This is a genomic window from Actinomadura madurae, assembly GCF_900115095.1.
Lineage (GTDB): Bacteria > Actinomycetota > Actinomycetes > Streptosporangiales > Streptosporangiaceae > Spirillospora > Spirillospora madurae.
On sequence record NZ_FOVH01000010.1, the window covers coordinates 205,540 to 229,314 of the forward strand.

At 74.7% G+C, this 23,775-nt stretch carries 23 protein-coding genes; 9 read left to right on the forward strand and 14 right to left on the reverse strand.

The genetic code is table 11. The annotated features are described in order from the left end of the window. Positions 1–42: 42 nt before the first annotated feature. Positions 43–519 (forward strand): ribose-5-phosphate isomerase, encoded by a 477-nt coding sequence (locus tag BM339_RS26860; RefSeq protein ID WP_075022624.1) that lies wholly within the window; start codon positions 43–45, stop codon positions 517–519. A 23-nt stretch (positions 520–542) separates the two neighbouring features. On the opposite strand, the gene BM339_RS26865 is transcribed toward BM339_RS26860, so the two are convergent. Beyond that, complete coding sequence (locus BM339_RS26865) at positions 543–767, reverse strand: hypothetical protein (protein ID WP_021593057.1); 225 nt, start codon at positions 765–767, stop codon at positions 543–545. Between the two features lie 141 nt (positions 768–908). On the opposite strand from BM339_RS26865, the gene BM339_RS26870 reads away from it, so the two are divergent. Further along, entirely contained in the window at positions 909–2,027 is a 1,119-nt protein-coding gene (locus BM339_RS26870) for a PP2C family protein-serine/threonine phosphatase (RefSeq protein WP_024935814.1), read from the forward strand. Between the two features lie 17 nt (positions 2,028–2,044). Here BM339_RS26870 and BM339_RS26875 read toward each other — a convergent pair whose 3' ends face one another. Then, on the reverse strand, positions 2,045–3,166 hold the full coding sequence (locus BM339_RS26875) for a serine/threonine-protein kinase (protein WP_024935813.1): 1,122 nt from the start codon (positions 3,164–3,166) through the stop codon (positions 2,045–2,047). Positions 3,167–3,561: 395 nt separating this feature from the next. Here BM339_RS26875 and BM339_RS26880 point away from each other — a divergent pair, with 395 nt between their 5' ends. Then, positions 3,562–4,926, forward strand: a complete 1,365-nt coding sequence (locus BM339_RS26880; RefSeq protein WP_083597965.1) for a sensor histidine kinase — start codon at positions 3,562–3,564, stop codon at positions 4,924–4,926. Positions 4,927–4,932: 6 nt separating this feature from the next. Here BM339_RS26880 and BM339_RS26885 read toward each other — a convergent pair whose 3' ends face one another. Beyond that, complete coding sequence (locus BM339_RS26885) at positions 4,933–6,354, reverse strand: amidase (RefSeq protein ID WP_075022625.1); 1,422 nt, start codon at positions 6,352–6,354, stop codon at positions 4,933–4,935. 100 nt (positions 6,355–6,454) lie between these two features. Here BM339_RS26885 and BM339_RS26890 point away from each other — a divergent pair, with 100 nt between their 5' ends. Further along, entirely contained in the window at positions 6,455–7,927 is a 1,473-nt protein-coding gene (locus BM339_RS26890) for a carboxyl transferase domain-containing protein (RefSeq protein WP_075022626.1), read from the forward strand. Between the two features lie 82 nt (positions 7,928–8,009). Here BM339_RS26890 and BM339_RS26895 read toward each other — a convergent pair whose 3' ends face one another. The 3 genes from BM339_RS26895 to BM339_RS26905 form a co-directional block, all read right to left on the reverse strand. After that, entirely contained in the window at positions 8,010–8,300 is a 291-nt protein-coding gene (locus BM339_RS26895) for a hypothetical protein (protein WP_021599281.1), read from the reverse strand. A 97-nt stretch (positions 8,301–8,397) separates the two neighbouring features. Further along, positions 8,398–9,051, reverse strand: coding sequence for a response regulator (locus BM339_RS26900; RefSeq protein ID WP_075022627.1), 654 nt, complete (start codon positions 9,049–9,051; stop codon positions 8,398–8,400). Next, a complete protein-coding gene (locus tag BM339_RS26905; RefSeq protein ID WP_083597967.1) occupies positions 9,048–10,157 on the reverse strand; it encodes a sensor histidine kinase in 1,110 nt (369 codons plus the stop codon). Before BM339_RS26905 ends, BM339_RS26900 begins: the two co-directional genes overlap by 4 nt. A gap of 133 nt (positions 10,158–10,290) precedes the next feature. On the opposite strand from BM339_RS26905, the gene BM339_RS26910 reads away from it, so the two are divergent. Then, positions 10,291–11,187 (forward strand): hypothetical protein, encoded by an 897-nt coding sequence (locus BM339_RS26910; protein ID WP_143118603.1) that lies wholly within the window; start codon positions 10,291–10,293, stop codon positions 11,185–11,187. Between the two features lie 15 nt (positions 11,188–11,202). Continuing rightward, positions 11,203–12,252, forward strand: a complete 1,050-nt coding sequence (locus tag BM339_RS26915) for an alpha/beta hydrolase (RefSeq protein ID WP_218163765.1) — start codon at positions 11,203–11,205, stop codon at positions 12,250–12,252. On the opposite strand, the gene BM339_RS26920 is transcribed toward BM339_RS26915, so the two are convergent. After that, positions 12,249–13,676 carry an aldehyde dehydrogenase family protein gene (locus BM339_RS26920; protein WP_075022630.1) on the reverse strand — a complete coding sequence of 476 codons (1,428 nt, stop codon included), beginning with the start codon at positions 13,674–13,676 and terminating at the stop codon, positions 12,249–12,251. The two genes, BM339_RS26915 and BM339_RS26920, sit on opposite strands and share 4 nt — an antisense overlap. Before the next feature lie 4 nt (positions 13,677–13,680). Continuing rightward, a complete protein-coding gene (locus BM339_RS26925; RefSeq protein ID WP_075022631.1) occupies positions 13,681–15,159 on the reverse strand; it encodes a PucR family transcriptional regulator in 1,479 nt (492 codons plus the stop codon). Positions 15,160–15,250: 91 nt separating this feature from the next. Here BM339_RS26925 and gabT point away from each other — a divergent pair, with 91 nt between their 5' ends. Beyond that, the gene (gabT, locus tag BM339_RS26930; protein WP_075022632.1) at positions 15,251–16,591 is read left to right on the forward strand and encodes a 4-aminobutyrate--2-oxoglutarate transaminase; all 1,341 of its coding nucleotides are present in this window, start codon (positions 15,251–15,253) and stop codon (positions 16,589–16,591) included. 17 nt (positions 16,592–16,608) lie between these two features. Here the strand turns inward: gabT and BM339_RS26935 are convergent, their stop codons facing one another. From BM339_RS26935 to BM339_RS51730, 4 genes are all read right to left on the reverse strand, one after another. Continuing rightward, positions 16,609–17,598 carry an LLM class flavin-dependent oxidoreductase gene (locus BM339_RS26935; RefSeq protein ID WP_021598254.1) on the reverse strand — a complete coding sequence of 330 codons (990 nt, stop codon included), beginning with the start codon at positions 17,596–17,598 and terminating at the stop codon, positions 16,609–16,611. 38 nt (positions 17,599–17,636) lie between these two features. After that, a complete protein-coding gene (locus tag BM339_RS26940) occupies positions 17,637–17,933 on the reverse strand; it encodes a hypothetical protein (RefSeq protein WP_143118604.1) in 297 nt (98 codons plus the stop codon). Positions 17,934–18,052: 119 nt separating this feature from the next. After that, positions 18,053–19,033, reverse strand: coding sequence for an ExeM/NucH family extracellular endonuclease (locus BM339_RS51725; RefSeq protein WP_256255476.1), 981 nt, complete (start codon positions 19,031–19,033; stop codon positions 18,053–18,055). Next, complete coding sequence (locus tag BM339_RS51730; protein WP_256255470.1) at positions 19,030–19,746, reverse strand: hypothetical protein; 717 nt, start codon at positions 19,744–19,746, stop codon at positions 19,030–19,032. The genes BM339_RS51725 and BM339_RS51730 overlap by 4 nt, the downstream gene beginning before the upstream one ends. A 109-nt stretch (positions 19,747–19,855) precedes the next feature. Between BM339_RS51730 and BM339_RS26950 the strand changes: the two genes are divergently transcribed. Continuing rightward, on the forward strand, positions 19,856–20,650 hold the full coding sequence (locus tag BM339_RS26950) for an IPT/TIG domain-containing protein (protein WP_075022633.1): 795 nt from the start codon (positions 19,856–19,858) through the stop codon (positions 20,648–20,650). Here the strand turns inward: BM339_RS26950 and BM339_RS26955 are convergent. Then, positions 20,637–22,103 (reverse strand): carbon-nitrogen hydrolase family protein, encoded by a 1,467-nt coding sequence (locus BM339_RS26955; protein WP_143118605.1) that lies wholly within the window; start codon positions 22,101–22,103, stop codon positions 20,637–20,639. The genes BM339_RS26950 and BM339_RS26955 overlap by 14 nt on opposite strands. A gap of 173 nt (positions 22,104–22,276) precedes the next feature. Between BM339_RS26955 and BM339_RS26960 the strand changes: the two genes are divergently transcribed. Beyond that, positions 22,277–22,837, forward strand: a complete 561-nt coding sequence (locus BM339_RS26960) for a hypothetical protein (RefSeq protein ID WP_021598249.1) — start codon at positions 22,277–22,279, stop codon at positions 22,835–22,837. Here the strand turns inward: BM339_RS26960 and BM339_RS26965 are convergent. Then, positions 22,834–23,697 (reverse strand): NAD(P)-dependent oxidoreductase, encoded by an 864-nt coding sequence (locus tag BM339_RS26965; RefSeq protein ID WP_075022635.1) that lies wholly within the window; start codon positions 23,695–23,697, stop codon positions 22,834–22,836. The two genes, BM339_RS26960 and BM339_RS26965, sit on opposite strands and share 4 nt — an antisense overlap. Positions 23,698–23,775: the final 78 nt, after the last annotated feature.

Sequence of the window (23,775 nt, forward strand, 5' to 3'; positions counted from 1 at the left end):
CCCCGCGCGCGCACGCTTCCCGGGCCTGCGAGAATCGGGCCCATGCGCGTGTTTCTTGGATCCGACCATGCCGGCTTCGAGCTGAAGGAGCACCTGGTCTCCTGGCTGAAGGAGCACGGGCATGAGGCCGTCGACTGCGGCGCGTTCGAGTACGACGCCGCCGACGACTACCCGCCCTTCGTCCTGCGGGCGGCCGAGCGGACGGTGGCGGAGCCGGGCACGCTCGGCGTCGTGATCGGCGGGTCCGGGAACGGCGAGGCGATCGCGGCGAACAAGGTCCGGGGCGTCCGCGCCGCCCTGGTCTGGAGCGAGGACACCGCGACGCTCGCCCGCGGGCACAACGACGCGAACGTCATCGCGCTGGGGGCGCGCCAGCACGATCTGGACACCGCGGCCCGGTTCCTGGAGCTGTTCATCGAGACGGCCTACTCCAAGGAGCCGCGCCACACGCGCCGGATCAGGATGCTGAGCGAGTACGAGGAGACCGGTCAGCTGCCCTCGCTGCCGCGCGAGGGCTGACCGGCACCGCCGGGCGCCGGGCGCTACAGCCCGTTCTCCGGGGGTTTGTGGGGGCCGCGCTTGCCGAGGCGGCGCCGCTCGTTCTTGGCGGCCTTGGTCCGCTTCGCGGGCTCGCCGGAACCGCCGGGTCCCGGACGCGCGCCCGGCGCCGGACCGGCGGGCGGCGCCTCGCCGTCGGGCCGCGGGCGCGAGATGTCGCGGGCCCTCATCGCCGCGTCCACCGTGATCCTCATGCCCGGCTGGACCATGCCGCCCCTCCTCTCCCGGGGAGAACATCGACCCCGGAGTCACCCCTACCCCGATATCGTGTAGCGGGACCGTCGCGAACAGTGACCGGTGCGGCCGGATACTGACCGGGCGGGGGCAATGCTCGATACAGTGCCGGAGTCATGCTTCAACGACTGGTGCAGCTGCTCCCGCCGAGAGTCCGCGCCGTGCTGCGCAGGATCCCCTTCCTCGTCATGCTGTACCGGTGGCTCCGGCGCGGGAAGCTGACCAGGGAGCGGTACGTCTTCGCCGCGCTGGCGGTCCTCGCGATCGCGATCGGGCTGGCCACCTCCAGCGAGTCGCGCGGGCTGGCGCCGTCCGGCGCCTTGGTGCTGATCGTGCTGGTCGGCGGGCTGCTGCTGAAGGTGCGGAGCCTGGTCGGCCTGCTCGGCGTCGTGGTCGCGGTGACGGCCTACAACGCCTGGGAAGAGGTCGCCTCGATCGGGCCCGGCATGATCGCCACCCTCACCATCACCGCGGTGCTCGCGCTCACCCTGGCGCGGACGCGCCAGCAGCTCGGGGTGCAGGGCCTGCGCGGCGACTCGATGCTGTTGGAGCTGCGCGACCGGCTGCGGCGGCACGGCGAGATGCCCGAGCTGCCGGACGGCTGGAACACCCAGGTCGTGATGCTGCAGGCAGGCGGGTCGTCGTTCGGCGGCGACTTCGTGGTGTCGGCGTCCGACGGCGACACGCTGGAGGTCGCGCTGGTCGACGTGTCCGGCAAGGGCACCGACGCCGGGACCCGGGCGCTGATGCTGTCGGGGGCGTTCGGTGGGCTTCTTGGATCGGTCCAGCCCGACCGTTTTCTCCCCTCTTGTAACGGTTACCTGCAACGCCAGCGGTGGGACGAGGGGTTCGTCACCGCCGTCCACGTCGTGGTCGACCTGAAGTCGGGGGAGTACACGGTCGAGTCGGCGGGCCACCCGCCGGCCGTCCAGTTCGACTCGGGCAGTGGCGCCTGGCGGGTCAGCTCCGCCAAGGGCGTGGTGCTCGGTGTGGTCCCCGACCTGAACTGCGTCCCCGAACGGGGGCAGCTGCGGCCGGGCGACGCGCTGCTGCTGTACACCGACGGGCTGGTGGAGTCCCCGGGCAGCGATCTCGACGCCGGGATCGACCGGCTGCTCGGCGAGGCGGAGCGGCTCGTCCCGCAGGGCTTCGGCAGCGGCGCGCGGAAACTGGTGGAGACGATGGCCGCGACCCGCGACGACGACTGCGCGCTCGTCCTCATCTGGCGCACCTGACCGCGGCCGGCCCCGCGTCAGCCGCGCCTGTGCCTGCCCCTGGCCACGGACGCCGGAGGCGACGGCGGATGGTGGCCCCGGCCCTGCGTGCGGCCGGCGATGATCGCCCCGATGAGGACGGTGCCGGCGGCGGCCCCGACCCCCGCCAGGAGCCGGGTGCGCGTGGACGGCGGCCCGGCGGCGTCGGGCGGCGTGAACGCCCTGGTGTCGGTCTCCTCGTGGCGCGCCGGTTCGGGCCGGTACGGCGCGTCGGGCGGCGGCGCGACGCGCGCCCGGACCGGCGGCGGGGCGGCGTCGGGCGCGGGCCGCGCGGGCCGTCCGCCGGACCGCGGCTGCCCGACCAGGGCGAGCAGCAGGTCGGACGCGGTCGGGCGGTCCGCCGGGTCCGTCGCCAGCGCCCACCGGACGGCCGGGACGAGCGCCTCCGGCAGCCCCGACAGGTCCGGGTCGCCGGCGGCGGTGCGCAGCGTCGCGGGGTCCCCGCCGATCGGCATGCGTCCCGTCCCGGCGTGGGCGATGAGGCAGCCCCAGGCGAAGACGTCGGCCGCTGGGGTCGCGGGCCCGCCGACCAGCACCTCCGGCGCCATCCAGCCGGGGGTGCCGAGGAGCTGGCCGCTCGCGGCGGGCGGCCCGGGGGAGTCCTGGCTGCGCGCGATGCCGAAGTCGATCACGCGGCAGCCCGACAGGGTGAGCATCACGTTGGCGGGCTTGAGGTCGCGGTGCACGAGCCCGGCCGCGTGGATGGCGGCGAGCGCCGACGCGACGCCGACGGCGACGCCGTGCAGGTCGGCGGGCGGCAGCGGCCCGTCGCCGGCGAGCCGGTCGTGCAGGGAGATGCCGCCGACGTAGTCGGTGACGAGGTAGGGGCGGCCGTTCTCCTCCCCGTGCGCGATGACCCGCGCGGTGCAGAAGGAGGCGACCCGGCTCGCGAGGTACGCCTCGTCCTTGAAGCGCCTGCGGTAGGACGGGTCGCCGGCCAGGTGCGGGTGGATCGTCTTCACCGCGACCCGGCCGCCGGACTCGGGATCGGCGCCGAGGTAGACCGTGCCCATCCCGCCGGAGCCGAGCCGGCCGAGCAGCCTGTGCCCGGCCACCTGGCGCGGATCGGCGGGTTCGAGCGGCCGGATGTCTGCGTTCATGCGGTGTTCCCGGCCCCCCTTCCGTCTCTCCCGTCCGTCCATCCCCGTTCGCGGGCAGATTATGGCGAGTTCGCGGAGGAAGTGCGGAAACGTGATTGTCACGCCGATGTAGCACCGCGTGCACCGGACGGGTGCAGAGTGGAGGTCAGTTCGGCAGCACGGCCGGTCCCGTCGGATCCTCCTCGGCGCGCGGGTGGCGGCCGGCTGGCGGCACCGAAGGCGGTGTCCGCGTGGACGGCTCCCCAGGGGTGGGAGGCGCCGTCCGCGCGGGCGCCGGTCCGATGTTTCGCAGGGCAATGGGGAGGTAACAACCAGTTCTGCGCTCACCCCCCGGCGCTGGACGCGGCGCGCGGCGCCGGCCGCCGCGTGCGAGCCGGAAGGGGGAGAAGCGCCGGGTGCGGAGGCTCCGGGACCTGCTGTCGCCGTCGTGCTGGTCGGTACGGACCCGCGTGACCGCCGCCGCGACCCTGATCGTCGCCCTTCTCTTCATCGCCGGCGTCGTGCTCTTCTACCAGACCGTCCGGAACACGGTCTACCAGGGCCTGCACGACCGCGGCACCTTCGCCATCGCCGACCTGACCGCCCAGGTGCGCGACCACGACCCGCGCGGCACGCTGCACGTGCATGATCCCGATTTCATCCTCCTGCAGGTCGTGGACGAGAACGGCATCGTGCTGGCGCACAGCGAGCCCCTGCGGACGAGCCCCCCGCTCGACGTCCCCGCCCCGCCGGTCCAGGGCAGGCCCGGCCATCGCACGACGGAGCTTCCGGGGTACGCCGAGGTCTATGTCGTCACCGAGCGGGTGCGGACCCGGACGGGGCAGCGGACCGTCCACACCGCCGCCCCCATCACGGAGTTCCACCGCTTCAAGAGCCTGTTCATCGGCCTGCTCGCGATGTCGGTCGTGGTGGCCACCACGGCGGTCGGCTGGATCGTGTCGCTGTCGATGCGCCGGGCGCTGCGGCCGGTGCGGGAGATGAGCGCCGAGCTCACGGAGATCACCGGTGGCGAGACCGACGAGCGGGTGACCGTCCCGGCACCGGTGGACGAGGTGTCCGAGCTGGCCGCGTCGGTCAACGTGACGCTGGACAGGCTGGAGGACGTCCTGCGGCGGCAGCGCGCGTTCGTCGCGGACGTCTCGCACGAGCTGCGCAGCCCGCTGACCGGGCTCCGCGCCCAGCTGGAGGTGGCCCTCCAACATCCCGAGGACGAGGACTGGCCGGCGGTCGCGCGGGCGGCCCTCGCGGACGCCGACCGGCTGCAGGGCATCGTCGGCGACCTGCTCATCCTGGCGAAGCTCGGCGCGGGCGTGCACGTCCCGCGCGAGCCCAAGGATCTCGGCGAGCTGGTCCGGGCGGAGGTGGACCGGCGGCCCCGCCGGGTCCCGGTCGAGGTCGAGGCGGACGAGGGCGTCCAGGCGCGGGTCACCCCGCACCACATGGTGAGGCTGCTGACCAACCTGCTCGACAACGCCGAGCGGCACGCCAAGTCGCGGGTGCGGGTGAGCGTGGCGGCGGACGGTCCGGACGCCGTGCTGGAGGTCCGCGACGACGGCACCGGCGTCCCGCCGGAGTTCCGCGAGCAGATCTTCCGGCGGTTCCAGCGGCTCGACGAGGGCCGCGAGCGCGATCCCGGCGGCACCGGCCTCGGGCTGACGATCTCCCGCGACATCGCCCGCGCGCACGGCGGCACGCTCGTCGCCGCCGACAGCGACCAGGGCGCGCGGTTCGTGCTGCGCATCCCCCGCGACGAGCTGTGATCCTCGCTAGCCCGCCGCCACCGGCGGGCGGCGTGCCGCGTGCCGGGTCGCCTGCTCGAACGCGTGCCCGATCCGCAGCACGGCGAGGTCGGCGCGGTGGGGGCCGACGATCTGCAGGCCGACCGGCAGCCCGCCGGAGGTGAACCCGGCGGGCACCGACAGCGCCGGGCAGCCGGTCGCCGAGATCAGGAAGCACGACCGCATCCATTCCAGGTAGTCGTGCATCCGCTGCCCGGCGACCTCCTCCGGGTATTCGAGGTCGGCGTCGAACGGCGGCACCTGGCTGACCGGCAGGAGCAGCGCGTCGTACCGGCCGAAGAACTCGCGCATCCGGTGGAACAGGGCCGTGTGCAGCGTCTCGGCCCGCCCGAGGTCGGCGCCGGTGAGGGAGCGCCCGGCGTCGATGTTCGCGGCGAGGGACTCTTTGAATTCTCCGCGGCGCTCGTCGAGGAGGGGGCGCAGGGTGATGTCCCAGTGCCAGGCCCGCAGGGTGCGGAACACCTCGTCGGCGCCGGTCAGGTCGGGCGCCGCCTCCTCGACCGCGCAGCCCAGCTCCTGGAAAACCTTGACGGCGGGTTCGAGGACGCCGGTGACGGCGGGTTCGACGGGGATCGTCCCGCCGAGGTCGGGCGCCCAGGCGACGCGGAGTCCCGCGAGGTCGCCGTCGAGCGGGGCGGCGAACGCCGAACCGGGCGTCTCCAGGGCGATCGGGCTGCGCGGGTCGGGCCCGGCGAGCACCGACAGCAGCAGCGCCACGTCCGCGACCTCCCGGGCCATCGGGCCCTGCACGCCGAGCGTCGACCAGGCCGCCGCCACCGGCCACGACGGCACCCGTCCCGGCGACGGGCGGAGCCCGGCGACGTTGCAGAAGGACGCGGGGTTGCGCAGGGAGCCGCCCATGTCGCCGCCGTCCGCCAGCGGATGCATCCCGCAGGCGAGGGCCGCCGCGGCGCCGCCGCTGCTGCCGCCCGCCGACCGCGACGGGTCGTAGGGGTTGCGGGTGAGACCGAAGACGGGGTTGAACGTGTGCGATCCGGCGGCGAACTCCGGGGTGTTGGTCTTGCCGAGCGTGACGGCCCCGGCGGCCCGGATCCGCTCGACGACCAGCTCGTCCTCGGCCGGGACGTGGTCGGCGAAGATCGGCGAGCCGGACGTGGTGCGGATGCCCGCGGTGGCGTGGGTGTCCTTGTGCGCCACCGGAAGGCCGTGCAGCGGGCCGGGCTCCTCCCCGGCCGCGAGCCGCTCGTCGGCGGCCCGTGCCTGCTCGGCCGCCCGCTCCGCGACCAGCGTGACGACGGCGTTGACCCGCGGGTTCGTCCGCTCGATCTGGTCGAGATGCGCTTGCAGGACCTCGCGCGCAGACAGGTCGCGGGTGCGGATGCGGCGCGCCAGGTCGCGGGCGGACGCGAAGCAGATCTCCTCGGACACGTGCCTTCCCTTCTGCCGGGTCCCTCCCAGTGTCCACCCCGGATGCCGGAGGGACCCGCGCTGAGGTCATCATGCAGGGGAGACCGGCGGAAGGGGACCCGTGACGGAACGTGCCGGGGCGCGCGAGCTGCTGCGCCGCGTGCTGGACGGCGGCGCCTGGACGTCCTGGGACGCGCCGCCGGCGGGGCCGCCCGACCCCTCGTCGCCCTACGGGCGGGACCTCGCCGCCGCCCGCGAGCGCAGCGGGTGCGACGAGGCCGTCCTCACCGGGGAGGGCCTGCTGCGGGGCCGCCGCGTCGCGTTCGTCGTGTCGGAGTTCCGGTTCCTCGCCGGGTCGATCGGCCTCGCCACCGCCGACCGGATCGTCGCGGCCGTCGAGCGCGCCACCGCCGAGCGCCTGCCGCTGCTCGCCGCGCCGTGCTCGGGCGGCACCCGGATGCAGGAGGGGACGGCCGCGTTCGTCCAGATGGCGCGGATCACGGCCGCCGTCATGGCGCACCGCGCCGCCGGCCTGCCCTACCTGGCGTACCTGCGGCACCCGACGACGGGCGGGGTGTTCGCCTCATGGGGCTCCCTCGGCCATGTGACGGCCGCCGAGCCCGGCGCGCTGATCGGGTTCCTGGGGCCGCGCGTGTACGAGGGGCTGCGCGGGGAGCCGTTCCCGCCGGGCGTGCAGGTCGCCGAGAACCTCGCCGCCAAGGGGCTGCTGGACGCCGTGGTGGGCGTCGACGACCTCGCCGAGGTGGCGTCCCGCGCGCTGAACGTCCTGTGCGGGCGCCCGCCTCCGGCTCCCGCCGCCCTGCCGGAGACCGCCGCGCCCGGCGGGACGGCGTGGGACTCGATCGAGCGTTCCCGCAGGTCCGACCGGCCGGGCGTCCGCGAACTGCTGCGTTACGGGGCGTCCGATGTCACCCCGCTCTCGGGCACCGGGCAGGGCGAGGCGGACCCGGGCCTGCTGCTCGCGCTGGCCCGCTTCGGCGCGGCGCCGTGCGTCCTGGTGGGTCAGGACCGGCGCAGCCAGCGCGCGGGCCACCCCCTCGGCCCCGCCGGCCTGCGCGCCGCGCGGCGCGGGATGCGGCTGGCCGCCGAGCTGCGGCTGCCCCTGGTCACCGTGGTCGACACGCCCGGCGCCGACCTGTCGGCGGACGCGGAGGAGGGCGGCCTCGCGGGCGAGATCGCCCGCTGCCTCGCCGACCTGATCACGCTCCCCGCGCCGACGCTCTGCCTGCTCCTCGGCGAGGGGACGGGCGGCGCGGCCCTGGCCCTGCTGCCCGCCGACCGCGTCCTCGCGGCCCGGCACGCCTGGCTGTCGCCGCTGCCGCCGGAGGGCGCCTCGCTGATCGTGCACCGCACTCCGGACCGGGCGGCCGAGATGGCCGCCGCCCACGGCGTCCGCTCCGCGGACCTGCTGCGCGAGGGCCTCGCCGACGCGCTCGTCGACGAACGCCCCGACGCCGCGGACGAGCCCGGGCCGTTCTGCCGCCGCGCCGCCGCCGCGGTCGAGGCGGGCCTGTCCGGCCTGGCCCCCACCGGACCCGGCGCCCGCCGGGCCCGCTACCGCCGGACGCCATGACCGACACCGCCACGCGGGCGGCCTACGACGCCGCGGCCGCCCTGGTCGAGGTCGGGCGTCTCATGCGGCGCTTTGACGAGGGCTAGGAGAGTCTCCGGGCTTCGGCGTCCTGCGGCACGACCCGCCCGTTCCCGGGCTCGGGCCGCGGGACGGCGGCGGTCCGGAGCGTGCGGTGCCAGGGACGCGGGCGGCGGCGCCGGCCGCGGTGGCCGCGGTGGGCGAAGGAGGCGATGAGCGCGGCCGCGGCGGCTCCGACGAGGGCGGCGAGGACGTAGGTGGCGACCTTGGGGATCTGGCACCTCCGGGTGGCGGCCCCGCTCACAAGCTCCGGGACGCTCCCGGAGGAGCCGCCTGTTGCGGACTTGTCGGCCATGTCTCGCTTTCCTGTCCCTCTGGTCCCTTCGCTCTCCCCGCGTCAGTTTGTCACACCCTGCACACCGACGCCCGGGATCTTTCCACCGACACGCCCGTCACCCGGATTCGCGCATGGCGTCGTCGAGGAGCCCGGCGCGGTGCGCGAGGATGGCGGCCTGGACGCGGTTGGTGAGCGACAGCTTCGTCAGGATGCGGCTCACGTGCGTCTTCACCGTCGCCTCGCTCATGTGGAGGGCGGCGGCGATGTCGGTGTTGGCGAGACCGCGGCCGACGGCGACGAGGACCTCGCGCTCCTTGGCGGTCAGCGGGCGCAGCCGGGCCTCGGCGTCGGAGCGGCCCTCGGCGGCGAAATCGCGGAGCAGGCGGCGGGTCACCTTCGGGGAGAGCATCGCGTCGCCGCGGGCGGCGCTGCGGACGGCCGCCAGCATCTCCGGCGCCGACGCGTCCTTCAGCAGGAACCCGACCGCGCCGTGCCGCAGCGCGGTGCGGACGTACTCGTCCAGGTCGAACGTGGTCAGGACGACGACGCGGTGCGCGCCGGCGAGGCGCTCGGTCGCGGTGAGGCCGTCGGCGCGGGGCATCCGGATGTCCATGAGGATCACGTCCGGGCGGTGCGCCGCCGCCTCCCGGACGGCCTCGCGGCCGTCGGCCGCCTCGCCGACGACGGTGATGTCGGGCGCCGTCTCCATGATCGTGCGGAGCATCGCGCGGACCATCCACTCGTCGTCCACGATCAGGACGCGGATCACAGCGGCACCTCGGCGCTGACGCGGTAGCCGCCGTCCCCGGTCGGGCCGGCGGTCAGGTCGCCGCCGAGCAGCCGGACGCGCTCGGCGATGCCGAGCAGGCCGTGGCCCCCGCCCGGCAGCCCGGGGACGGGCGCGCGGCCCCGGCCGTTCGTCACCGAGAGGCGCAGCGCCTCCGGGGCGTGCCGGACGACGACCGTGCTCTCGGCGTTCCCGGCGTGCTTGCGGACGTTCGTCAGCGCCTCCTGCACGACCCGGTACACCGCGTGCCCGGCGAGCGCCGGAGGCGGGGACCCGGCCTCGTCCACCACGGTCAGCGTCACCCGCATGCCGGTGCGGCGGGACTCCTCGACCAGGTCGGCCAGGTCGGCGAGGCCCGGCTGCGGGGCCAGCGGGGCGTCGCCGGCGCGCAGGACCTGGACGAGCGACCGGAGCTCTTCGAGCGCCTCGCGCCCGATCGTGCCGATCCGCCGGCCGATCGCGGGCGCGTCCCGTCCCTCGGACGCCTCCAGCGCGGTCGCGTGCAGGACCATCAGCGACACCCGGTGCGTGACGACGTCGTGCATGTCCTGCGCGATCTGGGCGCGTTCGTCGCTGCGGGCGCGCAGGACGCGCTCGTGCTGCTCCCGCTCGGCGCGCTCGGCCCGCTCCCGCATGCCCGCGATCAGGTCGCGGCGGGTTCCGGTGTAGAGGCCGAGCAGCGCGGGGGCGAAGCAGATCGCGGCGGTCAGCGGCGCGGCCGCGTCCGGGCCGCCGAGCCGCCAGATCGGCAGGCCGACGAGGGCGGCGGCGACCACCGTGGCGGCGGCGGTCGCGCCGCGCGAGCGCGTCCGTTCGGCGAAGATGTACAGGGCCACGATGACGGCGACGAACGCGGCCAGCGTCACCCACGCGACCAGGGCCAGCGCCAGCAGCGTCCGGTGCCGCCGCCACCAGAGCGCGGCGCCGGCCAGCAGGCCGAGCGGGACCGCGAACCACAGCGGCGGGCTCCAGTCGAACGCGGCGATGTCGTGGTCGCCGATCGACCGTCCCCCGCCGAGGTCGCCGGACGCCGTGCTCGCGGCCACCGCGACGGCGAGGACCGCGTCCAGCACCGTCCCGCGCCTCATGCGGCTCACGCTAACCCGGGCCGCGTCGCGCGGTCATCCATAGAAAGTTGTAGACGGCCTCCGGCGGTCCGCCGAGCGCGAAGGCGGGGAACGGCCGATGTGCCGCCGCCCGCGCCCCGGCGACGCTGGCCGCATGCCGAGAACGGAGACGCCCGGCCGCCCCGACGAGATCAGGCGCGGTATGCAGTTCGCCTTCGCCGCCTTCTCCCTCGCCGCCGCCGCCCTGCTGTGGAGCTACGACGAGACCGCCTACCCGACCATCAAGTCGGGCGGGATGTTCGGCCACCTCCTGGCCACCGCCGTCGTCCTCGGCGCGGCCCTCGCCGGGGCCCGCCGCACGTTGATCGCCTTCCATCTCCTGTTCGTTCCGGTGCAGTTCCTCTTCCTCTTCGCCGGAGGGCTGGAGGAGATGGCCGGGATGGTCTTCTCCGCGGTGATCGTCGCGCGGATGCGCCCCCGCTTCCCCCAGCTGAAACGCCTCGCGCGCCGGGTGTGGCTGACCCTGCACGTCGGGGTCAGCGTCGGCTGGCTGGGCCTGGCCCTGGCGATGACGACCCTCGCGATCACGGGCGCCACCGCGGACGACCACGCGGTGCGCCACGGCTCCTACGAGCTGATGCACGTCTTCGACCTGACCATCGTGATCCCGAGCGTCGTGCTGGCCGTCGTCACCGGGCTCGTGGTGTCGCTCGGCACGCCCTGGGGTCTGGTCAAGCACCGGTGGGTGCTGCTGAAGTTCGTGATCTCCCTGGTCATCCCGGTCATCGCGACGGTCCAGAGCGGCTGGATCGAGGAGCTCCAGCACCGCACGGCCGACCCCGCCGCCGATCCCGGCGGCACGGGCCTCGTCCTCGTCCTCTGCATGCTCCTCTACGCGGCGCTGCTGTGGACGGCGGTGGTCCTCTCCGTCTTCAAGCCGGGAGGGAAGACCCGCTGGGGACGGACGGAGCGTGCCCGGCGTCCCCGGGCGGCACCGGCGCGGGCCGATCGGGGCGGGACGCCGGAGAGTACGGTGTCCGCAACCCCCTGAGCCTTGGAGGATCGCGTGGCGCAGTTGACCGAGATGGTTCCGCCTTCGGTGGCGGGCGGGCTTCTCCGTGCCGTGTTCGGACTGCCGGCGCCCGTGCGGCGCCTGCTCGCCGGGTCGCCGGTGCGGCGGGACGGGCAGCTGCTCTCCCTGGACGCGCAGCTGCTCCTCCGGATGATGAAGCTGGAGGACGCGAGCCTGACCGCGCCCACGGTGGAACAGGCCCGGGCCGGGCTCGTCCGGGGGACGGCGTACCTGCCGAAGGCGCCGGCGCGGCCGGTCGCCACGCGCGAGCTGGACGCGGCCAGCGTGCCGGCGCGGCTCTACACGCCGAAGGCGCTGAAGGACGGGTCGCCGCTGCTCGTTTTCTACCACGGCGGCGGCTGGGTCATCGGGGACCTCGACACGCACGACACGCTGTGCCGCTACCTGGCGGTGCACGCGGAGGTGCGGGTGCTGTCGGTGGACTACCGGCTCGCGCCCGAGCACCCCTACCCGGCGGCGACCGAGGACGCGCTCGCCGCCTACGGGTACGCGGCGGCGAACGCGGAGGAGCTGGGCGCCGACCCGCGGGCGATCGCGGTCGGCGGCGACAGCGCCGGCGGGAACCTCGCGGCGGTCGTGGGGATGCTGGCCGACCGCACGCCCGACTTCGCGCTGCTGATCTACCCGGTCACCGACCTGTCCGCGCGGCGGCGGTCGCGGGAGCTGTTCGCGGAGGGCTACTACCTGACCGACCGGGACATGATCTGGTTCAGCGACCACTACTGCCCCGACGTGGAGCGGCGTGCCGATCCGGCGGCCTCCCCGCTGCTCGCCGAGGACCTGAGCGGCTTCCCGGCGACCTATCTGGTCACCGCGGGGTTCGACCCGCTGCGGGACGAGGGCGAGGCGTTCGCGCGGCGGCTTGAGGAGGCCGGCGTGCCGGTCGCGCTCCGGCGCCAGGAGGACCTCATCCACGGGTTCGCGAACATGTGGTCCCTCGGCGGGCGGTTCCAGGAGGCGGTCTCGGAGGCGGCGGGGGCCCTGCGCACCGGCCTGTACGCAGGGCCGCGCGTCCGCTCCTAGAGGGGGAGCCCGGTGAAGATCATGACCTTCTCCTCGGTGTAGTCGGCCATCGCCGACCGCAGCCCCTCCCGGCCCACGCCGGAGTCCTTCACGCCGCCGTACGGCATCTGGTCGGCGCGGTAGGACGGGACGTCGCCGATCACCACGCCGCCGACGTCCAGCTCCCGGTGCGCCCGGAAGGCGATGTCGAGGCTGCGGGTGAACACGCCCGCCTGGAGGCCGAACTTGGAGTCGTTGACGAGGGCGAACGCCTCGTCGACGCCGTCCACGGGCTGGACGAACATGACCGGCCCGAAGACCTCCTCGCGGGAGACCTTGGCGTCCGGCGGGACGTCGGCGAGGACGGTGGGCGCGTACGCGGCGCCCTCGCGGGTGCCGCCCGTGAGCACCTTCGCGCCCGCCGCGACGGCCTCGTCCACCCAGGACTCGACGCGCTCGGCGGCCTCCTGGCTGACGAGCGGGCCGACCTGGGTCTTGTCGTCCCACGGGTCGCCGGTGACGAGGGAGGCGACCGTGTCGACGAGCTTCGGCACGAACTCCTCGTACACGGACCGGTCCACGTAGACGCGCTGGACGGCGATGCAGCTCTGCCCCGCCTGGTAGTTGGCGAACAGCCCGACCCGCTGGGCGGCCCAGTCGAGGTCGGCGTCCGGCAGGACGACCGCCGCGCCGTTCCCGCCGAGTTCGAGGGTGACGTGCTTGCGCGGCGCCTGGTCGTTGATCGCCCAGCCGACGGGCACCGAGCCGGTGAACGACACGATCGGCAGCCGCGGGTCGTCCACGAGCGCGGGCGCGCGGTCGTTCGGGACCGGCAGGATGGAGAACATCCCGGCGGGCAGGTCGGTCTCGGCGAGCAGCTCGCCGAGCAGCAGCGCCGACAGCGGCGTGGCGGGCGCGGGCTTGAGCACGATCGGGGCGCCCGCCGCGATCGCCGGGGCGATCTTGTGGGCGGCGAGGTTCAGCGGGAAGTTGAACGGGGAGATGCCGAGCACCGGGCCCTTCGGCACCCGGGTGATGTAGGCCATCCGGCCCTCCGCGGCCGGGTCGGTGTCGAGCCGCTGCGTGGTGGCGCTGAAGCGGCGGGCCTCCTCGGCGGCGAACCGGAACGTGGAGACCGCGCGGGCCACCTCGCCGCGCGCCCACAGCAGCGGCTTGCCGTTCTCCGCGGTGATCAGCCGGGCGGTCTCCTCGGCGCGCTCGGCGAGGCGCGCGGACACGTGCGCGAGCGCCTTCGCGCGCACGTGCAGGGGCAGCGCCGCGGCCTCCCTGCGGAGCGCGTCGGCGGCGGCGATCGCCTCCTCGACCTGGGCGGGCGTCGGCACCGCCGCCGTCCCGACCACGCGGCCGTCGTAGGGATGCGTAACGGTCAGCTCACCGTCACCGGTCTCGGGCCGGCCGGCCAGCCAGAATGGGGTCACGTTCATGCGTTCACGCTATCTCCGGCGCGCCCGAATGGGAGTCTCCAGGCCGTCCAATCCGGCCGCCCTGATTGGACGCGATGGCGAGCGCGACCCACAGCTCGGCGCGGACGGCCGGGTCGTCGGGATCGCGCCCGAGCACCTCGGCGGCCTTGCGCATCCGGGCCCGCAGCGTGTGCCGGTGGACGCCGAGCGCCCGCGCCGCCGCCTCGCCCTGCCCGTTCGCCGCCACGTACGCCCGGACGGTCTCCACCAGGTCCTCATCGCGCAGCGGGGCGAGCAGCGTGCCGGCGAAGGCGCGGGCGAGGCCGGGGTCCAGCAGCGCGAGCACCCCCTGCCCCGGAAGGTCGGAGTGGTGCAGGACGCCGCGGTTCGTGCGCACGGCCGCGGCCAGAGCCTCTTCGGCCTGCCGCAGCGCCGTCCCGAGGTCCTCGGCGGCGGTGTCGCTGACGCCGACCGCTCCGGTGGAGGCCAGGAGGGGCTCGACCGTCCCGAGCAGTTCGTCCGGGACGACGACCGCGGTGTGCTCGTCGAGTGGCAGCGCCGGGCAGCGCGCCCCCGCCGGGTCGGACTCCAGCGCGTCCAGCACGGCGGCGCCGCCCGCGCAGGCCAGCACCCGGACCGGTCCGCGCGGCACGGCCGGCCCGTCGTCCGGCCGGCCGAGCAGCAGCGCCGCCAGCGAGGCCCGCAGCTCGCGGGCGGTGCGCGGGGTCTCCGACTGGAGCGTCAGCAGCGCGACGGCCGCCCCGACGATCGTGTGCGCGGCGGGCGGCAGCGGCGCGGCCGTCCCCACCGCGAGGAAGCCGCGGGGCCGCCCGCCCAGCCCGACCCGCTGCACCACGACGTTGTCGTCGGGGACCGCCAGCGCCACGCTCGCGGCCGGGCCGCCCTTCCCGGGACGGCGCCGCAGCCGGGTCAGCTCGGGCGCGAGGGCCGCGGCGCGGTCGCGGGCGCCGGAGGGCTCGGCGTGCTGGACGGCGCCGGACGCGTCCAGCAGCAGCGCCCAGCCGCCGAGCAGCCGCGCCAGCCGGGCGACGAGTGCGCCGGGGCCGGTGAGCGCCGCGCGGGTCAGCTCCCGCTGCGCCTGGAACGCGCGGGTCACGTCCTCGTACCACTCGGCGGCGAGCATCCGCGAGACGGCCTTGCCGACGGCGATGAACGGGGTGGGGCGCGGCACCTCCAGCAGCACGAGCCCCTGGTCGCGGGCGGCGGCGAGCAGCTCGGGCGGCACCCGCTCGTGGATGACCCCGACCGCGAACCCGAGCCCGGCGACACCCCGTCCGACCAGCCGGGACACGTAGCCCGCGGCGCTCGCCGGGGTCAGCCGCATGCCGGTGGTCAGCACCAGCTCGCCGCCCTCCAGGAACGGGGTCGGGTCCTCCAGCTCGCTGACCGCGACCCACACGACCGGGGTGGCGGGCAGCGGCCCGGTGAGCGACCGGAGGCCGAGCTGGGGGAGGGCCGCGACGGCGGCCAGCGTGGGCGGCATGGCAATCCCTGTGCAAAGTGTCTACCTCGCCGGACGGATTTCGCCGTCCCGTACGGTTCATCGTAGGCGGCGCCCGGCTTATGTTCAGCGCATGACCAGCCAGGATCCTGCCCTGCCACAGGTACGCCGTGTCGTGACCGAGATCCCCGGCCCGCGCTCCCGCGAGCTGCACCGGCGCCGGACCGCGGCGGTGCCGCCGGGCGTCGGCAGCGTCCTGCCGGTGTACGTGACGGACGCCGGCGGCGGCGTGGTCGTCGACGCGGACGGCAACTCGCTGATCGACTTCGGGTCCGGCATCGCCGTGACGGGCGTCGGCAACGCGAACCCGCGGGTCGCCGCGCGGGTGAAGGCGCAGGCGGACCGGTTCACCCACACCTGCTTCATGGTCGCGCCGTACGAGTCGTACGTCGCGGTGTGCGAGAACCTCAACCGGATCACGCCCGGCGACCACGAGAAGCGGTCCTTCCTGGTCAACAGCGGCGCCGAGGCGGTGGAGAACGCCGTCAAGATCGCCCGGTACGCGACCGGCCGGCAGGCGGTCGTGGTGTTCGACCACGGCTACCACGGCCGGACCCTGCTGACCATGACGCTGACGGCGAAGAACATGCCGTACAAGCAGGGCTTCGGCCCGTACGCGCCCGAGGTCCACCGGATGCCGCTCGCCTACCCGTTCCGGTGGCCGACCGGCCCGGAGAACTGCGGGCCGGAGGCGGCGGCGCAGGCCGTCGACCAGATCGCCAAGCAGATCGGCGCGACGAACGTCGCGGCGCTGCTGATCGAGCCGATCCAGGGCGAGGGCGGGTTCATCGAGCCCGCCCCGGGCTTCCTGCCCGCGCTCGCCGAGTTCTGCCGTGCCAACGGCATCCTGTTCATCGCCGACGAGGTGCAGACCGGCTTCGCGCGGACGGGCCACATGTTCGCCTGCGAGCACGAGGGGATCGTCCCCGACCTCGTCGCGACCGCGAAGGGCATCGCGGGCGGGCTGCCGCTCGCCGCCGTCACCGGGCGCGCCGACATCATGGACAAGGTGCACGCCGGCGGGCTCGGCGGCACCTACGGCGGCAACCCGCTCGCCTGCGAGGCGGCGCTGGCCGTCCTGGAGGAGATCGAGGACGGCAAGCTGGTCGAGCGGGCCGGCCGCATCGGGGAGATCATGCTGCCCCGGCTCCGGGCCCTCGCCGCGCGGCACCCCGCGATCGGCGACGTGCGCGGGCGCGGCGCGATGACCGCGATCGAGCTGGTGCGGGAGGGGACCAAGGAACCCGACCCCGAGCTGACCGCGAAGGTCGCGCGCCGCTGCCACGAGCGCGGGCTGCTCGTCCTGACGACCGGGACGTACGGGAACGTGCTGCGCTTCCTGCCGCCGCTCGTCATCCCCGAGGACCTGCTGGCCGAGGGCCTGGACGTCCTGGACGAGGCCTTCTCGGAGTAGGGCGGGCGAGGGGCAGGTCAGGCCGGGGTGAGGCTCTCCGCGTAGAGGTCGGCGAGGATGTCGTAGGAGCGGAGCCGGTCGGCGTGGTCGTAGACCTGGGTGACCACCATGACCTCGTCGACGGCCGTCCGCCCGATCAGCGCGTCCAGCTGCTTGCGGACGCTGTCCGGCCCGCCCACGACCTGGTCCGCCAGGCGCGCGTCGATCATCTGCTGTTCGAGCGGCGTGTAGGGGTGGGCGGCGGTCTCCTCGGGCGTCGGCAGCGGCCCCGGGCGGCCCTGCCGCAGCCGCAGGAACGCGAGTGCCTGCGGGGCGGCCAGCTCGCGTGCCTGCTCGTCGGTGCCGGCGGCCGTGACCGACACCCCGATCATCGAGTACGGCTCGTCCAGCGCGCCCGGCCGGAACGACTCCCGGTACAGCGCCAGCGCGGGCACCGTGTTCTCGGCGCTGAAGTGGTGCGCGAACGCGAACGGCAGGCCGAGCAGGCCGGCGAGCCGCGCGCTGTACCCGCTGGATCCGAGCAGCCAGACCGGCGGTTCGTTCCCGGCGGCGGGGGTCACCTTGCTGTCCGCGCCGAAGTAGCCGCGCAGCTCGATGACCTGCTCGGGGAAGTCGTCCACCGACAGCGCCTCCGGGGACCGCCGCAGCGCCAGCGCGGTCGCCTGGTCGGTGCCGGGGGCGCGGCCGAGGCCGAGGTCGATGCGTCCCGGGTACAGCGCCTCCAGCGTGCCGAACTGCTCGGCGACGACCATCGGCGCGTGGTTCGGCAGCATGACGCCGCCGGAGCCGACCCGCATCCGGGAGGTCGCCGCCGCGACCTGCCCGATCAGCACGGCCGTCGCCGAGCTGGCGATGCCGGGCATCGCGTGGTGCTCGGCCAGCCAGTACCGGTGGTAGCCGAGCCGTTCGGCGTGCCGCGCCAGGTCGAGGGTGTTGCGCAGGGCCTGGCCGGACGTGGAGCCGCTGACGACGGGGGCGAGGTCGAGGACGGAGAAGCGCACGCTCATACCGGGTGCCAACCCGCCGCGCGCCCGTCCTCTTCCCGCTAGCCGCCCAGCGCCACGAGGACGACGGCCGCGATCGCCGCGAGCACCACGGGGACGGTGATGCTGAGCCAGGACCAGTTCACCAGCGTGCGGGCCCGCGCGGGGTCCTCCGCGAACCGGACCTCGGCCCGCGCGTACAGCAGCGCGGCGACGACGACCAGCGGGAGGAAGGCGAAGGTGGTGAGGAGGCCGAGGACGAAGGCGGCGACCTGCCCGAACCGGGTGTACGTGCCGTCCGGGCCGATGCCGAACGCGAGACGGGGAGCCGCCGCGGGGGCGGAGACGGCTTCGGTCATGATGCGCACCGTACCGATCACTAGTTCCACTAGGAATGTGACCTGGATCATACGCTTCGTGATCAGCCGGAACCAGGGGCCGGCCGCCACTTTTCTGGACGGCCGGCCCAATACGTGGTTCAGCGCAGGTCGAGGCCGAGCAGCACCGGGTCGTGGTCGGACGAGCGGAACGCGTCCGGCCGGTAGAAGCGCGCCGGGTTGAACTCGGTGTTGTAGTCCAGGAACACCGGCTCGTCGCTGTTGGCGTGCCAGATCGTCGCGCCCGTCACGCGCCGGGACAGCGCCTTGCCCGCGAGCGCGTGGTCCAGCTCGCCCGCCTGCCCGTCGAAGATGTAGCTGTACCGCTGGTCCGGGCGGACGAACCGCTGGGTCTGCCCGGCGAGGCCGGCGCCCGCGAGGGTCCGCACCGGGTCCTCGGCCGTGTAGGCGTTGAGGTCGCCGACCACCAGGGGGTTCCGCGCGCCGGCCGCGATCGCGGCGATCGCCTTCGCCTGGGCGACGCGGCGGGCGTTGTAGCAGCCCTGGCCGTCGCCCTGGTCCTGGTCCGGGCCGGTGGCGCCGTCGCAGCCCTTCGACTTGAAGTGGTTGACGATCATGGTGAACGCCGTCCCGCCCTTCGCCGGGCGGAACGCCTGCACCAGCGGCGGCCGGTCGAAGACCGGGTCGTCGGACGAGCGGGCGGCGCCGGAGGGCGTGACGGCGGCGGGCCGGTAGATGAGCGCGACGTGGATCTCGTCGGTCCCCGGGAACGGGTGCCTCACCCACGCGTAGGTCCCGGCGCCGGACGCGTTCAGCCGGTCGACCAGCGCCTTCACCGCGGTGTCGCCGTTGTTCTCGACCTCCATGAGCCCGACGACGTCGGCGTCCAGGCCCTTGAGCGCGGACGTCAGCTTGGCGAGCTGCCGCTCCTGCTCCTCGGCCGTGTCCGCGCCGCGCCGGTTCAGCGTCGTGAACCAGTTCAGCGTGTTGAAGCTCGCGACGCGGACGTCGCCGCCGACGCGGCCCGGCCTGTTCGGCCGCGGGTCGGTGCGGGCGAAGTGCGCCGCCCTGGTCGGCTCCAAGCGGTACGCGCCGAACCCGTAGCCGAGAACGCCGGTCAGCCTCCGCGCCGAGTCGCCGAGTCGCCGATGCGCAGGACGCGCGGGTCGGTGTACGGGATCGTGTCCGGGTTCTGCACGTTCGACCCGTCGTCGACGAGGAGCTTCCGCGCGTCGTTCCGTGCCTGGGTGGAGCCGTGCCCGTCCGTGGGCTGGAAGAGGCGGCCGCCCGCGGAGACGGTGACCTCCCCGTACCGTCCGAGCTGGTAGGTCTCGGTCGCGGTGAGACGCTGCCCGAACCGCAGCAGCATGCCCTCGTACCGCTCCAGGGTCGCGCCGCCCTTCAGCGGCAGCCGGACCTCGGCCGGGGCGACCCGTCCCTTGCCGCACACGTCGACGGCCGAGACGGGGGACAGCTCGGTGAGCCCGTTGTACTCGACGGCCTTGCCGGTCACGAGCACGCGGTCGCCGGCCGCGACGTCCGCGGTGGAGTAGACGAAGAGTCCGTCGGACGTCCGCGGGTCGGCGTCGGGGGCCGGGTCCTGGACGAAGAAGCCACCGAGCTGGTCGGACCGCTGGAAGTCGGCGGTGACGACGCCCTCGACCCGGACGGTCCGCCCGTTCAGGGGGCTCGCGTCGCCGCCGCCCTGGACCTCGGCGATCCGGTGGTCGGCGGGAGTGCCGCAGGTGGACGGCTCCGCCGCGGCGGCCGTCTGCGCGCCGGCGGTGAGGCCGGCGGTCAGGACGGTCGCGAGTGCTGCTGCTGTTCGGCGCATGGCCGGAGAGTAGAGGCGGGTTTCGACGAACCGGCGACCCGTTAATGAAGACTCCACCAATTTGCAACGGATTGTCGTAACTATGGAGACCCCGTCCAGAAGGAGGGCCGTGACCCAGGCATCGGCCGGATCCGAATACGCCCGCACCCGCGACATCATCGCCGTGTTCGCCGTCCTGCTCGCCCTCACGGCGGTGCTGGTGGTCGTCCTCGTCCAGGCGTGGCCGGCCGGCCCGCGGCCGGGCCCCGGCGGGGGCGGCGGGATCACCCCGGCCGAGAAGACCGTCCACCTGCCCGGATGGTCGCCCACCGTGTCGCGGGAGACGAGCCTGTTCGTGATCGTCATGGCCGCCGGCGCGCTCGGCGCGATCGCGCACGTCCTGCGGTCCTTCTACTGGTACGTCGGCAACCGGGCGCTGCGCCGGAGCTGGCTGCCGATGTACCTGCTGCTCCCGCTCGTCGGTGCGCTCTTCGGGCTGATCGTCTACCTGGTGGTGCGCGGCGGGCTGACCTCGCCGGCGGGCGGCGCCTCCGACGTCAACCCGTACGGGATCGCGGCCATCGCCGCGCTCGTCGGCCAGTTCTCCCGCGAGACCGCCGAGAAGTTCCGCGCCGTCTTCTCCACGCTGCTGGCGCCCGCGCCGCCGGGAAGCGACCACGCGCCGGCGCCGCGGATCACCGCGGTCGAGCCCGCGGGCGGCCCGCCGGGCGCGCCGGTCGCGCTCCGCGGCACCGGGCTGGCGTCCGCGACGGGCGTCCGTTTCGGGGCGGTGCGGTCGCCCGTGGTGGACGCGACGGACACGCTGGTGCGGACCGCCGTCCCGGCCGGCGCCACCTCGGGGCGCCCCGTGGTGACGACCCCCGCGGGCTCGGCCACCGCCCCCGAGCCGTTCACGGTGGAGTGACCGGCCCCTCGTCCGGCCAGTGGTCGTGCCAGACGTCGTAGGCCGCGCCCGGGAACACGCGCGGCAGCTCGGAGGTGGGGAGCCGCCCGGGTTCGGCGCCCGTCCGGGCGACCCCGAACTGCCGGTCCAGTTCGTACGCGGCGCGGCGCAGGCTCTTCGGGCCCGCGACCAGGCACGTGTAGCGGGGGCCGGGCAGCTCCTCGTCGGGGATGGCCGCGCCGACCGCGAGGCTGTTGGACACCGCCACCCAGCCGCCGAGGTCGGCGACCTGCCGCTCGGCGCCCTGGTCCTCCCAGCGGTGCTCCAGGATCGGCTTGGAGAAGATCGGGACGAGCAGGTGCGACACGCCGCACGCCAGCAGCTCCCGCTCCCAGCCGATCGACCGGCCGAGGTCCTCGCAGATCAGCACCGCGAGCCGGCCGAGGGAGGAGTCGAGCACGCTGATCCGCATGCCGGGACGCGCGTACTCGACGGCCGTGCCCGAGTCCGGCGCGTCGGGCAGCCGCCACAGCCGCATCTGCCCCTGGTCCAGCGTGAACCCCGACAGCTTGTCCTGGACGAGGAGCTCCTGCCCGGTCCAGCGGTCCAGCAGGACGGCCCGGTTCGGCGGCGGGTCCCCGCCCCCGACCGGGCCGCTGCCGAGCAGCAGGAACCGCAGCGGGCGGCGGCCCCGGTCGCGGGCGGCGGTGTCGAACGCGACCTCCTTCCAGTGCTCCAGCAGCGCGTCCGACAGCGACGCCTCCGGCATCACGGCGAGCTGCGCGCCGGACTCGTCCAGCCGCCGGACGATCGCCTTGATCCGGCTGCGGATGCCGGCGGACTCCATCGGGCGGAGCGTGTAGACGGTCATGCCGTGCCGCTCGCCGAACGCGATGTCGACGTCGTCGTAGGTCTCCAGCACCGGCGCGCAGCCGACGGCGACGGGCTCGTCGCGGGCGAAGTAGGGGTCGTTCACGGTGGGCAGGATCCGGTGGTCGAGGCGCTCCCACTCCGCCTGCGGGACGCGGTGGACGCCGAAGAACTCCGCCTTCGTCCGCAGGCCGCGCGGGCGCCCCGGGTACGCGCAGCGGGGGAGCAGCGCGCCCGTCGTCTCCGGCCCGTTGAGCCTTCCCTCGGTCAGGTAGGTGACGAGCACTCCGGCGAGCGCGGGCGCGTCGTGGTAGGGGGAGTAGGGGCTGGCGTGGGCGAGCGCGATGTCCAGCCCGAGCAGGAGGGTGAACCGGCCGAGGTCGCCGTGCTCGGTGACGATCTCCGCCGTCACCGCCGGATCGAGGACGCCGTCCCTCAGCACCGTCTCGGCGACCTCGTCCGCGTCCCGCCGCACCCGCTCCCGCCTGGCCCAGCGCGTGGCCGTCCAGCCCTGGAAGACGTCGTCCGCGATCGCGTCGTAGAGGCGGACGAATAGATCAGCGGGCCCGGCCGGGTACACGGCTGTGACCGACTGATCCGTCATAGGCGCCCCCGGGGGATTGACACACGCGGTGACCGATGGTGGATCGATGCTAACTCGCTCCGCCACCGGTTTCAGTGTCGTACGCGACAGTGGCGGGCCCCGTGTCACTTGACATTCACTTGGCATGAGCGCACGCTGGAGCCGGCGGTGCTCGTCGACCCCGGGAGTGAGCCGTGAACGTCAGCGCAGACGCAGTCTCCAGCACCCGCGACCGCCGGACCGAGGTCCGGCGCCTCATCGAGGCGATGGAACACGCCAAGGTCATCAGCGACGGCCACTTCTCGGCGCTCGGCATGCTGATCACCGACGCCTCGCTGAGCGCCGACGAGCCCGCCCTGGTCGAATGCCAGGACGGGCTCCAGTGGTTGCACCGCCACTACCTGGACGCCGACGCCCTCGACGGGCCGCAGCGCGAGCAGCGCGGCCGCATCCTCGGGCTCATCGACGTCGTCCACTGGGCGCTCAAGCGGCTCCCGTCCGGGCTCCAGCTCGCTCTGCAGCCCGACGGCCACGCCGCGCGCTTCCTCGTCGCGGTGTTCCGCCGGCAGGGCCTGTCCAACCAGCAGCTCGCCGCCGAGCTCGGCACCGACGAGACCGAGATCAGCCGCGTCGGCCGCCGGCTGCTCGCGGCGGGCGTCGTCTGGCGCCGCAAGGAGTGGCGGCAGAACGCGTGGGACCTCACCCCGCGCGGGCGCCAGTACCTCGAAACGTCCGGCCTGCTGGCCGGCGGCTAGGACGCCGGCTCCCCCAGCAGCGTGATCAGGCGGGCGAGCCCGTCGTCGCCGTGGCCTTCGGCGACCGCGCGGTCGAACAGGTCCCGCAGCGCGGGCAGATGGCCCGGGTCGACGCCCTGGTCGCGGCTCGTCTCGATCAGGCCGGGAAGCGCCACCTGGCTGGTCGCCACGCTGGAGACCGCGGTGCCGAAGTCGCCTGTGTCGACGGCCCTGGCCTGCTCGGGGAACGACTCCATCATCGCGGTCAGCCACGCGGTCACCATCGGCTCGAAGTCGGCCGCCGCGACCTTCTCGGAGCGGACGAGCGCGACCGCGTGCTGGAATCCGGCGAACATCCCGTACATGGCGTCCAGCAGGGCGAGGTCGAACAGCGGCGCCAGGCCGGGGTCGGTGCCGAGGAACCGCGGCCTGCCGAGGTCCGCGAGGGTGTCCCGGTGCCGCTCGAAGGCCACGTCGTCGCCGCTGTAGAGGATCAGCGCCTCGGGGCGTCCGATCATCGGCGGGACGGCCATGATGCCCCCGTCGACGTACCGGGCGCCGTGCCCGGTGACGCGGCCGGCCAGGGCGCGCGCCTGCCGCGGCGTCCCGTTGGTCAGCTGCACGACGGTCCGCCCGGACAGCACGTCCCCGGTGAGGATCTCCTCGGCGTTGTCGTACACGGACAGGCACACGATCACCAGCGGGCTCGCGGAGACGGCCGCCGCGGCGGTCTCGGCCTCCACCGCGCCCTTGGCCACGAGCGGCTCGGCCTTGGCGCGCGAGCGGTTCCAGACGGTCACGGTCCGCCCGGCGTCCAGGAGCGCCTCGGCGAGCGCGCTGCCCATCAGGCCCAGCCCGAGCACGGTCACGGATGTCTTCATGGGACTTCCCCTTTCGTCAGGCCTCCAGCCTGCGGCGGGCGTGTTCGGGAATCGTTCGGGCCCGATTACGGTGGGCGT

What these genes read in the sequence shown, in the direction of transcription:
- BM339_RS26965 (WP_075022635.1), bottom strand. Translation starts at nt 23,697, where the DNA reads ATGAAGACATCCGTGACCGTGCTCGGGCTGGGCCTGATGGGCAGCGCG.
- gabT (WP_075022632.1), top strand. Translation starts at nt 15,251, where the DNA reads ATGACCAGCCAGGATCCTGCCCTGCCACAGGTACGCCGTGTCGTGACC.
- BM339_RS51730 (WP_256255470.1), bottom strand. Translation starts at nt 19,746, where the DNA reads ATGCGCCGAACAGCAGCAGCACTCGCGACCGTCCTGACCGCCGGCCTC.
- BM339_RS26905 (WP_083597967.1), bottom strand. Translation starts at nt 10,157, where the DNA reads ATGAGGCGCGGGACGGTGCTGGACGCGGTCCTCGCCGTCGCGGTGGCC.
- BM339_RS26895 (WP_021599281.1), bottom strand. Translation starts at nt 8,300, where the DNA reads ATGGCCGACAAGTCCGCAACAGGCGGCTCCTCCGGGAGCGTCCCGGAG.
- BM339_RS26955 (WP_143118605.1), bottom strand. Translation starts at nt 22,103, where the DNA reads ATGACGGATCAGTCGGTCACAGCCGTGTACCCGGCCGGGCCCGCTGAT.
- BM339_RS26875 (WP_024935813.1), bottom strand. Translation starts at nt 3,166, where the DNA reads ATGAACGCAGACATCCGGCCGCTCGAACCCGCCGATCCGCGCCAGGTG.
- BM339_RS26910 (WP_143118603.1), top strand. Translation starts at nt 10,291, where the DNA reads ATGCCGAGAACGGAGACGCCCGGCCGCCCCGACGAGATCAGGCGCGGT.
- BM339_RS26940 (WP_143118604.1), bottom strand. Translation starts at nt 17,933, where the DNA reads ATGACCGAAGCCGTCTCCGCCCCCGCGGCGGCTCCCCGTCTCGCGTTC.
- BM339_RS26920 (WP_075022630.1), bottom strand. Translation starts at nt 13,676, where the DNA reads ATGAACGTGACCCCATTCTGGCTGGCCGGCCGGCCCGAGACCGGTGAC.
- BM339_RS26935 (WP_021598254.1), bottom strand. Translation starts at nt 17,598, where the DNA reads ATGAGCGTGCGCTTCTCCGTCCTCGACCTCGCCCCCGTCGTCAGCGGC.
- BM339_RS26860 (WP_075022624.1), top strand. Translation starts at nt 43, where the DNA reads ATGCGCGTGTTTCTTGGATCCGACCATGCCGGCTTCGAGCTGAAGGAG.
- BM339_RS26870 (WP_024935814.1), top strand. Translation starts at nt 909, where the DNA reads ATGCTTCAACGACTGGTGCAGCTGCTCCCGCCGAGAGTCCGCGCCGTG.
- BM339_RS26865 (WP_021593057.1), bottom strand. Translation starts at nt 767, where the DNA reads ATGGTCCAGCCGGGCATGAGGATCACGGTGGACGCGGCGATGAGGGCC.
- BM339_RS26925 (WP_075022631.1), bottom strand. Translation starts at nt 15,159, where the DNA reads ATGCCGCCCACGCTGGCCGCCGTCGCGGCCCTCCCCCAGCTCGGCCTC.